We start from the raw sequence: 13,744 nt of genomic DNA, 5'->3' as shown, positions 1-13,744 counted from the left end.
CGATGAACGTCTCCGACTATCTCAAGCCTGCCGGAACCGTAGTGTTCGTCGTTGCGCTCGGCGTCGGCTATTATCTGTTCGAGCATCGGCATCGCCCCGAGGCGAAGGAAACGCCGGGCGAGGCGCTCGTCATTGTGACGAAATCGACCAATGCCTGCTTCTCCGACCTGGTCCGGGTCACCGGCTTTTTCGTGCCGCGCCGCGAGGCCGTGGTCGTCGCCGACCAGGAAGGCTCCAGGGTCACCGACCTCTTCGTCACAGAGGGCGCCATGGTCACCGACAACCAGGAACTGGCACGCCTGACGGCGCCACCGCAGATCCCGGGCCAGCCGCAGCGGCCTGGTCCGCAAGGCCCGGTCTCGCTGAAGGCACCTGCGCCGGGGCTCGTCACCGAAGTTCGCACCATCGTCGGCGCGCCCGCCTCACCGCAGGCCGGCCCGATGTTCCGCATCGCCGTCAACAACGAGATCGAGCTCGACGCCCAGGTCCCCGCCGTGCACATGCCCAAGCTCAGCCCCGGCGCGACCGTGCGCATCAGCCGCGACGACGCGCCCGACCTGATCGGACGGGTCCGGCTGGTTGCGCCGGAGATCGACCGCGCCACCCAGCTCGGCCGCGTCCGCATCAGCGTCACCAACAATCCGTCGCTGAAGGTCGGCGTGTTCGCCCGTGCCTCGATCGACGCCAAGCGGAGCTGCGGCGTCGCGGTCCCCAAGACCGCGATCGACCATCTCATCGTGCAGGTCGTCAAAGGCAACACGATCGAGACGCGCAAGGTGCGGGTCGGACTGTCGTCCGACAGCGCGACCGAAATTCTGGAAGGGCTCGACGTCGGCGACATCGTCGTGGCCGACGCCGGCTCTTCGCTCCATGACGGCGACCAGATCAAGACCATGTTCGCCGATGAACTCGATCGCACGCGGGTACGCTGATGGCTCTCAATATCTCGGCATGGTCGATCCGTAATCCGCTGCCGTCGGTCGTCTTTTCCATCATCCTCCTGATCCTCGGCTGGGTGTCCTTCACCAAGCTCGCGGTGACGCGGCTGCCTTCGGCCGACATTCCGGTGATCTCGGTCGCGGTGTCGCAGTTCGGCGCGGCGCCCGCCGAGCTCGAATCCCAGGTCACCAAGACAGTTGAAGACGCGGTCTCCGGCGTCGAGGGCGTCAGGCACATCACCTCGCAAATTACCGACGGCCTGTCGGTCACCACCATCCAGTTCGCGCTGGAGACCAACACCGACCGCGCGCTCAACGACGTCAAGGACGCGGTGACGCGCGTGCGCTCCAACCTGCCGCAGAACGTCACCGAGCCCCTGATCCAGCGTGTCGACGTCATCGGCCTGCCGATCGTCACCTATGCCGCGATCTCGCCCGGCAAGACGCCGGAACAGCTCTCCTATTTCGTCGACGACGTGGTCAAGCGCGCGCTGCAGGGCGTCCGCGGCGTCGCCCAGGTCGAACGCATCGGCGGCGTCGAGCGCGAGATCCTGGTCTCGCTCGATCCCGACCGCCTGCAGGCGATGGGGCTGACCGCCGTCAACGTCAGCCAGAGCCTGCGCGGCACCAATGTCGACGTCGCCGGCGGCCGCGCCGAGATCGGCAAGAACGACCAGGCGATCCGCACGCTGGCCGGCGCCAAGACGCTGAGCGACCTCGCCGGCACCATGATTCCGCTGTTCGGCGGCGGCGAGGTCCGTATCGACGATCTCGGCACGGTCACCGACACCATCGCGGACCGCCGCACGTTCGCCCGCTTCAACGGCGAGCCGATCGTCGCGCTGGGCATCAAGCGCTCCAAGGGCGCCAGCGACGTGAAGGTCGCCGAGGCCGTCGAGAAGCGCGTCGCCGCGCTGAAAGCCGCCTATCCGGACGTCGACCTCAAGGTGATCGACACATCGGTCGAGTACACCAAGGGCAATTACGAGGCGGCTATCTCGACCCTGTTCGAAGGCGCCATCCTCGCCGTCGTCATCGTGCTGCTGTTCCTGCGCGATTTGCGCGCAACCATCATCGCCGCGATCTCGCTGCCGCTGTCGATCTTCCCGGCCTTCTGGGCGATGGACATTCTCGGCTTCTCGCTCAACCTCGTCAGCTTCCTCGCCATCACCCTGTCGACAGGTATCCTCGTCGACGACGCCATCGTCGAGATCGAGAACATCGTCCGGCACATGAATATGGGCAAGTCGCCCTACCGTGCCGCGCTCGAGGCTGCCGACGAGATCGGCCTCGCCGTCATCGCGATCTCGCTGACCATCATCGCGATCTTCGCGCCCGCGAGTTTCATGTCCGGCATCGCCGGACAGTTCTTCAAGCAGTTCGGCATCACCGTGTCGGTGCAGGTGTTCTTCTCGCTGCTCGCGGCGCGCTTCGTCACGCCGGTGCTGGCCGCCTATTTCCTCAAGCACCATACGCATGAAGAGCCGCCGCCCGGCCGCGTGTTGCGGTCCTATCACAGGATCGTGGCCTGGTCGGTAAAACACTACTTCATCACGGTGCTGATCGGCTTCGGTGTCTTCGCCGCCTCGATCTGGAGCATTACGCTGCTGCCGCAGGGCTTCCTGCCGGCGCAGGACAGCGCACGTTCGCTGCTTGCCCTCGAGCTGCCGCCGGGCACTCAGCTCGCCTATACCGAAAAGGTCACCGAGGACATCGTCGCGCGCCTGCGCAAGCGGCCCGAGGTCAAGAGCATCTTCGTCGACGGCGGGCGCGTTCCACCGGGAACCCAGGAAGTCCGGCGCGCCGCCTTGATCATCAACTACGTTCCCAAGGCCGACCGCAACATCACCCAGCGCGAGCTCGAATTCTCGATCAGCAAGGAGATGGAGAACGTTCCCGACATCCGCTTCTGGTTCCTCGACGAAAACGGGCTGCGTGCGATCGCGCTCGTGGTCACCGGTGCCGACGCCAACATCGTGAACAACGTCGCGAGCGAACTTGCGACGCAGATGAAGCGGATTCCGATCATCTCCAATGTGATCTCGGAAACCTCCCTGGAGCGCCCGGAGCTGCGCGTCGAGCCGCGCGCCGATCTCGCCGCGCGGCTCGGCGTCTCGACCGAAAGTCTGTCACAGACCATCCGTGTCGCAACCATCGGCGACGTCGGCCCTGCGCTCGCCAAATTCGATGTCGGCGACCGCCTGGTGCCGATCCGCGTGCAGCTCGAGGATGCCGCGCGCGGCAATCTCAAGACGCTCGAGCAGCTGCGCGTCCCGCTCGGCGAGCACGGCGAGAAGGGTGGCGTGCCGCTCTCGGTGATCGCCGACGTCAAGCTCGACCAGGGTCCGACCAGCATCAACCGCTACGACCGTGAGCGACAGGCCACCGTCGCCGCGGACCTCGTCGGCTCCGCCGCGCTCGGCGATGCCACGAAGATGATCGACGATCTGCCGGTGAAGAAGAGCCTGCCACCGGGCGTGAAGGTGAATCCCTCGGGTGACGCCGAAAGCCTGGCCGAGTTGTCGAGCGGTTTCGCTACCGCGATCACGGCTGGCTTGATGATGGTCTATGCGGTGCTCGTGCTGCTGTTCGGCACCTTCCTGCAGCCGATCACCATCCTGTTCTCGCTGCCGCTCTCGATCGGCGGCGCGATCGCGGCCCTGCTCGTCACCGGCAAGCAGCTCACCACGCCGGTCTGGATCGGCATCCTGATGCTGATGGGCATCGTAACCAAGAACGCGATCATGCTGGTGGAGTTCGCCATCGAAGCGATTCACGCCGGCAAGCCGCGCGATGAAGCGATGATCGACGCCGGCATGAAGCGCGCCCGCCCGATCGTGATGACCACGATCGCGATGGCCGCCGGCATGATGCCGAGCGCCCTCGCCGTCGGCGCCGGCGGCGAGTTCCGCTCGCCGATGGCCCTCGCGGTGATCGGCGGCCTGATCTTCTCGACCATCCTGTCGCTGGTATTCGTGCCCGCGATGTTCATGGTGATGGACGATCTCGGCGCCCTGATCTGGCGCTTCGGCAAGCGCCTGGTCGTGCACAGCGAGGACGCCGAGACCGGCGATCATCACGCGGCCCCGCCCGTCGGCGCGGCGCCCGCGGGAGCGCTGCCCGCGCCGAAGAGCATCGTGCACCCCGCGGCGGAGTAAGGCACGGACGAGCCGGCTGACAGGCACGCTGGCGCAAGCCGTTAGCGCGCGCTTATGCTATCCGTCCGAACGAAGTGAATTGGCTCGACTTACTCGTTCCGCGCGATCGCGGTCAGCTTGGTCATGTTCCGCAGCAGGATGCGGCCGCGCTGGAGATCGAGGATCGCTTCCTTGCGCCAGGTCTGAAGCTGGCGGTTGACGCTCTCGCGGGCGGCGCCGACGAAGACGCCGAGTTGCTCCTGCGAGATGTGCACCTCGGAGCCGAAATCGGCCGCGAGCGCGCAGAGCCGTCGCGCCAGCCGCACCGGCAGCGGCTGCAGCATGGATTCCTCCATGCGCTCGCTCTGCCAGCGGATGCGCTGACAGAGCAGCGCGATGATCTTGATCGCGACTTTCGGCTCGCGCTCGAGGAAGGCGAGAAAGTCTTCGCGCCGTAGCACGAACAATTCGCTGGCTTCGCCCGCGGTCGCGTCCGCGGTGCGGCTCTGGCCGTCCAGCACCGCGACCTCGCCGAACAGATCGCCCGGGCCCATGAAATTCAGCGTCAGCCGGCTGCCGTCGGAGGCGCCGGTCTCGATGCGGACCTGTCCGCGGCGTACGCCGAACAGCGCATCGCCCGGATCGCCCTTCTGGAACAGCACCTCGCCGTTCCCCAGATGCTGGGTGTGGCAGAGATTGGACAACCGCTGGAGCTCGTCAGTGCCGAGATCCGCGAACATCGCGTTCATTTTCAGGATGACCGCAAATTCGGCCTGCTTGCTCATTTCAACTTCCTTGTGAACTTTCCTTGGCCAGTGAACCTGGCCAATCTCCTTGGCAAATCGCTTGGAACCATCGAGAGCAGGATCGCGTAAAACCGCGTCGGGGAAGTGTGCCATAAGTCACATAACTTTGCAGCTCCCCCGGACTATTTTTACGTGCTTGGAGCCGCTTCCCGTCCGGGGATAAACTCAGGCGCAAAGGACGGATGCAAAGGACGGTACTTTGACGGATTCGAAGCCGCTCGTCCGTCGTTGGAAAGTCGACATGAGAGCAGTGAAATTCGCCGGCGCGGCTGTGGCCGCCGTCATCATCGTGATCGCGCTCCTGCTGGTGGTCGGGATTCCCTCGGGCTTCCTGACCTCGACGATCGCGTCGCGGGTCGAGAGCGCGACCGGCTATCGCCTGTCGATCGACGGCACCACCGGGATCAGCCTGTGGCCGACGCTGAACGTCACGCTGAACGACCTCACGTTGCAGGACCCCAAGGACCGCAGCGGCATCACGCGCCTCACGATCGATCGCGTGCAGGCCGACATGTCGCTCTCGAGCGTGTGGTCGGGCCGTCCTGAGATCAGTGAGCTCGTCGTCACCCATCCCATGCTCTACCAGCCGCTGCTGCGCGAGCGCCTGCCGAACGCCGGCGGCTCGTCGAAGAAGCCACTCGCGCTCGACACCGACGGCGTGAGCATCGGTCGCGTCAAGGTCAATGACGGCGAGGTCGCGTTCGCACGCGTGCGCGATCGCGTCGAGGGCCGCATCAGCGCCATCAATGCCGACGCGACCGTTGGCCGCGACCGCAAGGTCACCATCACCGGCACCGCGCGCGTCGGCGAGCACCCGACCAAGTTCGACATCAAGGCGACGACGCCGGCGCCGCCGATCGACCGGCCGACCGTTCCGGTGGAATTCGCCATCGACATGCCCGACGTGCTGAAGTCCCAGCTCACCGGTCATGCCGAGATGCGGCTGAACGGTGACGTCGTGATGATCAACGGCGTCAACGGCCGGCTCGGCGACGGCGCCTTCAACGGCTGGGCCTCGGTGGACATCGCGAGCAAGCCGCTGGTCAAAGTCGATCTCGATTTCCAGCGTCTGGCGATTCCGCTGGCGAAAACGCCCGACGGCGCGTCGGGACAACCCTGGAGCAACGCGCCGATCGACGTGTCCGGGCTCAATTATGTCGACGCGCAAATCAGGATCTCCGCGAACGAGGCCGTGATCGGCGATGCGCGCTTCGCGCCGCTCGCGCTCGACGCGAAGCTCGCCGGCGGCGTGCTGAAGGCCGGCACCGCCAATCTCGGCACCTATGGCGGCCAGGTCTCGGGCGAAGTGATCCTGGACGCGACCACCGGCGCACCGAGCTTTGCCATGCATTCCGATCTCGTCGGCGTGCGCGCACTGCCGCTGCTTCAGGGCCTCGCCGAATTCGACCGGATCGACGGCAAGCTGCAGGCCAAGCTCGCGCTGCGCAGCGCCGGCACCAGCCAGCGCGCACTGATGGCGAACATGCAGGGCACGGCTTTCGTCAATTTCCAGGACGGCGCCATCCGCGGCATCAATGTCGCGCAGATGATCCGCTCGCTGACGTCGGGCACGCTCTCCGGCTGGCAAGACAACCAGAACGGCAGCCAGGAACAGAGCACCGACCTGTCGCAGCTCTCGGCGTCCTTCCGTATCGACAAGGGCCAGGCGGTGACGACCGACCTCAATCTGATCGGGCCGCTGGTGCGCGTCACCGGCGCCGGCACCATCGCGCTCGACACCAAGATGATGGGTTTTCGCGTCGAGCCCAAGCTGGTGATGACGACCGAAGGCCAGGGCCGCGCCTCCGAGCCGGTCGGCTTCGGCATCCCCGTGATGATCACCGGCGCCTGGTCGCAGCCGCGGATCTACCCCGACATGGCCGGCATGCTGGACAATCCGGACGCCGCCTACGCCAAGCTGCGCGAGATGGGCAAGGGCCTGTTCGGTCCCGACGGCGCCGGGCTCAGCAACATTCTGGGCAGCCTCGGCCTCGGCGGCTCCGCGCCGGGTGGCAGCAGTGCCGCTCCCGGCAACGTCAATCCGCAGACACAGCAGCCGGGACAGAACAATCTGCTCGGTGGCCCCTTGGGCGAAGCGATCGGAAACCTGATCCAGCAAGGACTTTCCAGCGGCTCGGGCGCCAACGCCGGCGCCGCGACGGGCACCGGCCGCAGCCGCAGCCTGCCGGCCACGCCGACCACCCCCGCGCCGCAGGCCTCTCCCGCGCCCCCGGCCCAGGATGACCCGGCGGTGGCGCAGCAGGACAGCCAGCCGATGAACGACGTGCTGCGGCAGCTCTTTAACAATCGATGATTGGCGGACCAACGTGCTGGACTCCACGCCAGTCCCTTACATCGGCTTCCCCGCCCGCCGCTTCATCCGAACGGATGAGGCTGCGACAATTCACCACCATTTCGGCCTCCCCCGGCGTCCATAACGGGTAACCACGCCGGCCGGTCCGCCGGTCCGGGACGGTCCATTGGCTCAAATTATGGTAGAAGGGCGGTCGGGCCTGTAGGGCCCGCAGCGCCGGCGTCGAGGGCGGCGCGAGAGGATCCGGATGGCGGGAGCGAAAGACAAGACACGGTTTCTGCGCGAGGGCCTGTTCGCCAAATACGTCGTCTCCCTCGTCGGCCTCGTCGTGTTCGTGCTCGCCGTCAACGGCGCGATGGAGACCTGGATCTCCTATCGCGCCACCAAGACCCAGCTGACCGACGGGCTCGAGGACAAAGCGCAAGGAGCCGCAAGGCGGATCGAGCAGTCGATCTCCGAACTCGAGCGCCAGATCAGCTGGGTGACGCGGGCGAGCCAGGACACGCTGGAGAAGCGGCGCGCCGACTACGCCGCGCTGCTGCACCAGGTCTCGGTCGTCAACCAGCTGTTCCAGCTCAACGGCGACGGACGCGAGGTGCTGCGCGTCTCGCGCCAGTCGACCACGACCGGCGGCAACGCCGACCTGTCCCGCGACATGCGCTTCACCGACACGGTCGCCCGCGGCGTCAGCTATGCGCCGGCCTGGTTCGTCGACCGGACGCCGATGATGTCGATCTCGGTGGCGCATTCCGGCTTCAACGCCGGCGTCACCGTGGCCGAGATCGACCTCGGCTTCCTCTCCGACTTCCTGTCCGACGCCCAGGTCGGCAAGGCTGCCTTCGCCTACGTGGTCGATCCGCGCGGCCGCGTGCTGGCGAGTTCGTCGAAGGGGCCCGATGTCGGCAAGGATCTGTCGAAGCTGCCGCAGGTGGCGGCCGCGATCGCGCCGGGGCGCGCGCCCGACACATCGGGCACCGATTTCAACGGCCATTCGGTGATGAGCGCCGCCAGCACCGTACCGAAGCTCGGCTGGAGCGTGATGTTCGAGCAGCCGACCACGCAGGCCCTGATGCCGATCCGCGACCAGCTGGTGCGCATCGCGCTGCTGATCGGGATGGGCCTGCTGGTCGCTATCCTCGCCGGCACGCTGCTCGCCCGCCGCATGATCATCCCGATCACCGCGCTGCGCGACGGCGCGCACAAGCTCGGCGAAGGCGATTTCAGCCACCGCATCGACGTGCATACCTCCGACGAGCTGGAAGACCTCGCCGGTCAGTTCAACCGCATGGCCGACCAGATCCAGGAAACTTATTCGAATCTCGAAACCAAGGTCGACGAGCGCACCCGCGATCTCGCCCAGTCGATCAACGAGCTGAAGGTGCTGGAAGAGGTCGGCCGCGCCGTCGCCTCCTCGCTCGATCTCAACGCCGTGCTGCCGACCATCGCCGCGCGCGCGATCGAGATCACCCATGCCGACGCGGTGCTGATCTACGGCTACGATGCCGCGACGCGCCGCTTCAACCTGGTGGAATCCAACGGCATCGACAAATCGGCCGATGGCGCCCATGTCACCATCGACGAAGGCGAGAACATCCTCAGCGATGCCGCCGGAAGCGGCGAGCCGATCGCGCTGGCCGATCTCGACCAGGCCGCCGGGCAGCCGCTGCGCGACGTCGCGGTCGATGCCGGATTCCACTCGGTGCTGGTGGTGCCGCTGGTGGACCAGCAGGGCACGCTCGGCTCGCTCGTCGTGCTGCGCCGCGCCAGCGGCGAGTTCGCAGCCAGCATCATCGGCCTGATGCGCACCTTTGCCAACCAGGCCGTGCTGGCGATGCGCAACGCGCGGCTGTTCACCGAGGTCGACCACAAGGGCCGCGAGCTCGCGGCCGCGAACGAGACCGTGCGCGCCCAGGCCGACAAGCTGCGCGTGCAGACCGAGCAGCTCAAGGACTGGAACAAGTCGCTGGAGGAGCGTGTCGAGACCCAGCTTGGCGAGATCGAGCGCATCCGCAAGCTCGAGCGCTTCCTGGCGCCGCAGGTGGCGCAGCTGATCGCCTCCTCCGACAGCCCCGAGGGGCTGCTCACCAGCCAGCGCCGCGAAGTGACCGTGGTGTTCTGCGACCTGCGCGGCTTCACCGCCTTCACCGAGGCGACCGAACCGGAAGAGGCGATGAACGTGCTGCGCGAATATCACGCCGCGCTCGGCACGCTGATCTTCAAATACGAGGGCACGCTCGACAAATATGCCGGCGACGGCGTGATGATCCTGTTCAACGCGCCGATCCAGTTCGAGGACCACACCAAGCGCGCCGTGAAGATGGCGGTGGAGATGCGCGACACGATCGGCCCGCTGACCGAGCGCTGGCGCAACCGCGGCCATAGCCTGGGGTTCGGCATCGGCATCGCGCTCGGCTATGCCACGCTCGGCCAGGTCGGCTTCGAGCAGCGGCTGGAATATGCCGCGATCGGCAGCGTCACCAACCTCGCCTCGCGCCTCTGCGGCGAGGCCAAGCCCAACCAGATCGTGGTGAGCCGCCGCGTCTACGGCATCGTCGAGCAATGGGTCGAAGCCCGCGCGCTCGACGATCTCCAGCTCAAGGGATTCAATCATCCCGTGCTGGCGATGGAGATCTTGAACTGGCGCGAGGAAGTGGAGAACGTGGTGGACGCGGCTGCGGCGGCGCGGCGGCGGGGGTAGGCAAAACAGAACCGTCGAAAACAACCCCATGCACAGTAGGCAAGGCGCTGGCTAACATTGCAAATCTCCGGCCTGCTGATTTTACGAATTTTTCATTGACGCGTCGGGCAAAACACCGGCATAATGGCAACATCTCTCCTCTTCTCACGAACCACATCCCTCCTCCCTGCGACCAACGATCGCCTCGACATCGAGACAGGACTCGGATGGGAGACGACCGTGGCGTTTGCCTTGCCTTCGCGTGCGTATGATTTGCAGATGCTGGACCGGCCCGCCGATCGCGGGCGCGACCAGGGTTGGATCTACGGCCTGCCGCCGGGCATCAGCAGCGAGCAATGGCCGCTCGATCCCGTCACAGGGTTTCCGCTGATGCACGGCTTCACGCTTCTGCTGCCGGAGGATTATCGCGTGCATGGCGAGGACATCGTCGCGGTGTCATTCTTTGCCACCGCGCCCGATCACAATGACGGCGGCGCGCCGGACGATCCTGAAATCCGCGAGGCGGCGCTGGCGCGCCCCGCGCATCCGCGGCTGTCGCGCATGACTGACATCCTCGACTACGCATATGCCGCGCTGCTGCTGACCCAGACCGAATATGACGGCGCGTTCGCGACGCCGCCGGCACCGCTTGCGCTGGCGATGGCGGATCGGCCGCGCTGGCTCGATGTCGGAGGCGCCAACGCGTTCTTCGAGGCCGCCGCGCCCCATGCGAAGAAGATGTTCGCCGCGCCGCCGCGCGGCAATCTCACCGAGACCCGCGCGATCGCGATCGCGCCGCGCGCGAGCGATCCGAATGCCGGCAAGGGCCCGCAGGACGAGCACACAAGGCAAAACCCGCCAACCGGCTATCAGCCTTATTACTACTATGCCGGCGGCGTGCCGGGCCGCGATAATTTCCGCCTGCACGACTGGGGCAAGGACCACGCCCTCAACCATCTCGGCGGCACCATGCGGCCCTGCCAGGCGGTGCCGGAGATGAGCCCGTTCTACATCGAGTTCGAGGAATATTTCGGCGGCTACAATTTCGGCGGCGGCAACGCGCAGCTCGACTTCAGGGACATGAAGTTCGACTGGGCCTGCGGGTGATTACGCCCCCCGCTTCGGCCCGATCGCCTCGAACCTCGCCTTCTGCTCGTCACTCAGATCCGCCTCGAAATCATCAAGCGCGTCGCCGACGCCTTTCACGGCTTGCAGCATCGTCTCCAGCCGCGCCTTCACCGCGGCGAGACGGCCCTGCGGTGTTGCGGCGGGCTTGGTCGGGCAGGCGCTAAGCGTTTCCATGGTGCGCAGCGTGGTGTCCTGGAGCACGTCGAGCCGCGCGCGGGCGACCTCGTCGAGCCTCAGCGTGGACGCGATCTCGGCGGCGGGCCATTGCTGCTGCACGAGTTGCTCGTACTGGCGCTGCGCCTGCACATCGTAGCGGGGATCATAGCCGGGCGCGCAAGCGCTGGCGGCTTGCGCGTCCTTGCGCTGGGCCGCACTGAGCGCGGCGCGGCGCTCGCCGGAGATCGTCTCCAGCTTGGCCTTCTGGCCGTCGTCGAGCAGACCTTCGAATTTGGCCAGCGGCGGGGCGATCGCATCCGTTGCCTTGATCATGGCCTCGATGCGCGTCTGCATCAGGCCGAGGCGCTCCGTGGCATTTGCCGGCGCCTGCGCCGGGCAGGCGGAGCGGATGGTGTCGCGCGCAAGACTCCAGGCGGCCGCGAGCTCGTCCAGCGCTGCGCGCTGCAATTCGTTCGGCTGCACGGCGGCGGCGATCCGGTCGACCGGCAGGCCGCCGCTGTCGCTGGCATCGCAGATGGCGTCTGGGGTCGGCACCCTTCGCCCGCGCCTCGTTGGCGGCGCGGTGTAGGCGGCGAGTTCGGTCGCCGCATAGGGCGAAAAGATCGCGGCATAGATGTCGCCATAGCCGTAGAGCGAGAGGCTTGTGGCATCGCCAAGGATGATCGCATTGGTGAGATCGTCATGCGCGAACGGCCAGAACACCGGGCCGACCCAGCCATAGCTGCCGTCGGGATGGCGCCACCAGCCCTGCGGGCGGCGGCCGCCATGCCAGCCCGATAGCGCGGCCTGCGCCGTGAGTGCGGCACGTAGAACGTAGGGATTGGCGAGTTGGCCGCGCTGGGCACCGCGGGGATCCTGCGACCGCAACGCGGCGGCGCGGTAGCGGCCGCCGCGCACCGCCATGCGGGAATGGCGCAGGCGCGACATGCCGATGACGTGGCCGACCGCGAAACGTGCGACGCCCAGCGGACCGCCGCGAATGCCGAACTGCGCCTCGGCTTTGCCTGGCAGCAACACGATCAGCATCACGAGCGCCGCGCCCGATAGCGCCAATCCCAGGCGTGATCCCGACATGACCGCTGACCTGACCAACGAGTTGACCACTTCTTGGCCCTCCTCCAGCGCCAAGCGCGCACTGCGTCGCATGGAGAAGACTCAAAGCGGAACCAAACGTTCCGGAGCAGCGGCGGTCAAAGCGTCGCGGGCGGAGCCATGGATGAGACTCTTTTCCGCCAGCGACAGGGCGATCGCATATGGGGGCTGGCCGCCTCAACGACGTCATGGCCGGGCTTGTCCCGGCCATCCACGCCTTCATCCGCACCATCAAGACCGTGGATGCCCGGGACAAGCCCGGGCATGACGAAGGGAGAGCTGAGCTCACTCCGCCTTCTGCGGCAGCACGAAGGTCTGGCCGGGATAGATCAGATTGGGATTGTGGATCTTGTCGCGGTTGGCGTTGAAGATCACGGCGTAGCGGGCGCCGTCGCCGTAAGCGAGCCGGCTCAGGGTCCACAGGCTGTCGCCGCGGGTGATCACCCGGCTGCCGGTCCCTGCGGGCGCGGTGTTGAAGACGTCCACCGTCGATGCCGATGCGACCGTCGTGGGCGTCGGCGCGGCTGGCGCATGTGCCATCAGCCGCGGCTTCGGTGCGCCGGTCAGCCTAGGCCGCGCCGCTGATTTCTCCGATGCGGACGACAGGCGCGGACCCGGAAGAGCCGCGACGACGTCCGACTTGTCATCCGGCTTGTCGGCCTGCTTTGCCTCCGGCCGGGCGGCCGGCGCGGGGCGCGCGGGCGGCGGCGCGGCTTCGGCGACGGTCACCGGCATGGTGCGGGCGGATTGCATGACGGTGCCGTCAGGCGATTTCGCGCGCAGGGTCAGTTCATAGGAGCCGGCGGGAAGCTTTGGCGGGGTCATCACGAACTGGCCCGACGCATCGGCCACCACAGCATCGAGCGGCTGGCCGTCGCGCAGCAGCTCGACCCTGGCGCCCGGCGCGGCCACGCCCGCGATCACCGCCGCCTCGCCATGATCGTCGACGCGCGCAACGTCGAAACGGGGGCCCGCGTCGGTCGCGGCCGCCGGCGGCTTGGCCGGCACCAGATCGGCCAGCGCCGTAACCTGCTTCTGCGTCTCGGCCATCGCATCCGCCTTCGGCGCGGATGGCGCGGGCGGCGCCGTGGCGGCAAGCTTTGGCTCGTCGGGCCTGGCTTCAGGTTTGGCTGCCGGCTTGGCGTCGACTTTGGCTTCGACTTTCGCCTCGGCCTTCGGCTCCGGCCTGACTTCCGGCTTCGCGGCCGCCGCGATCTCGGTCTTGGTCGCGCCCGGCAGGAGGCGGCGCAGCTCGGTGGGGCCGATCACCAGCACGGTGCCGACCAATGCGAGCAGACAGAGGGCAATGAAGGCCTTGGACGCTGTGATCATCAGGACATGAACCTTGGCTGGCAAATCGGCCGAAGGCGGCAAATTGCGCCGATTTGGCTGCGGCAGCAAGACGGTCGATGGGATGAACCGGGGCGGCCCCCTCGACGTCAAATCAGCGAGGCCGCGTTGCGGCATTTTTCAGG

The 13,744-nt window shown here is 67.0% G+C and carries 8 protein-coding genes; 5 read left to right on the top strand and 3 right to left on the bottom strand.

What is annotated here, in order from left to right:
• Positions 1-2: 2 nt before the first annotated feature.
• Both FNV92_RS02355 and FNV92_RS02350 read left to right on the top strand, forming a co-directional pair.
• Positions 3-932 carry an efflux RND transporter periplasmic adaptor subunit gene (locus FNV92_RS02355; RefSeq protein ID WP_143842397.1) on the top strand — a complete coding sequence of 310 codons (930 nt, stop codon included), beginning with the start codon at positions 3-5 and terminating at the stop codon, positions 930-932.
• Entirely contained in the window at positions 932-4,096 is a 3,165-nt protein-coding gene (locus tag FNV92_RS02350; protein WP_143842398.1) for an efflux RND transporter permease subunit, read from the top strand. Before FNV92_RS02355 ends, FNV92_RS02350 begins: the two co-directional genes overlap by 1 nt.
• Positions 4,097-4,185: 89 nt before the next feature.
• On the opposite strand, the gene FNV92_RS02345 is transcribed toward FNV92_RS02350, so the two are convergent.
• Entirely contained in the window at positions 4,186-4,860 is a 675-nt protein-coding gene (locus tag FNV92_RS02345; RefSeq protein ID WP_014439115.1) for a Crp/Fnr family transcriptional regulator, read from the bottom strand.
• 262 nt (positions 4,861-5,122) lie between these two features.
• Between FNV92_RS02345 and FNV92_RS02340 the strand changes: the two genes are divergently transcribed.
• The 3 genes from FNV92_RS02340 (at position 5,123) to FNV92_RS02330 (ending at position 10,979) form a co-directional block, all read left to right on the top strand.
• Entirely contained in the window at positions 5,123-7,195 is a 2,073-nt protein-coding gene (locus FNV92_RS02340; protein ID WP_143842399.1) for an AsmA family protein, read from the top strand.
• A gap of 247 nt (positions 7,196-7,442) precedes the next feature.
• Positions 7,443-9,893: an adenylate/guanylate cyclase domain-containing protein gene (locus FNV92_RS02335; RefSeq protein WP_143842400.1), complete on the top strand. Its 2,451-nt coding sequence runs from the start codon at positions 7,443-7,445 to the stop codon at positions 9,891-9,893.
• A 219-nt stretch (positions 9,894-10,112) separates the two neighbouring features.
• The gene (locus FNV92_RS02330) at positions 10,113-10,979 is read left to right on the top strand and encodes a hypothetical protein (protein ID WP_143842401.1); all 867 of its coding nucleotides are present in this window, start codon (positions 10,113-10,115) and stop codon (positions 10,977-10,979) included.
• On the opposite strand, the gene FNV92_RS02325 is transcribed toward FNV92_RS02330, so the two are convergent.
• Complete coding sequence (locus FNV92_RS02325; RefSeq protein ID WP_143842402.1) at positions 10,980-12,251, bottom strand: Spy/CpxP family protein refolding chaperone; 1,272 nt, start codon at positions 12,249-12,251, stop codon at positions 10,980-10,982.
• A 303-nt stretch (positions 12,252-12,554) separates the two neighbouring features.
• Positions 12,555-13,601 carry a LysM peptidoglycan-binding domain-containing protein gene (locus tag FNV92_RS02320; RefSeq protein WP_143842404.1) on the bottom strand — a complete coding sequence of 349 codons (1,047 nt, stop codon included), beginning with the start codon at positions 13,599-13,601 and terminating at the stop codon, positions 12,555-12,557.
• Positions 13,602-13,744 lie beyond the last annotated feature (143 nt).

This window comes from Bradyrhizobium cosmicum (genome assembly GCF_007290395.2).
In the GTDB taxonomy this organism is placed as follows: Bacteria; Pseudomonadota; Alphaproteobacteria; order Rhizobiales; family Xanthobacteraceae; genus Bradyrhizobium; species Bradyrhizobium cosmicum.
Note: the sequence above shows the minus strand (reverse complement) of the source record. Positions and strands in the feature narration are given on the sequence as shown.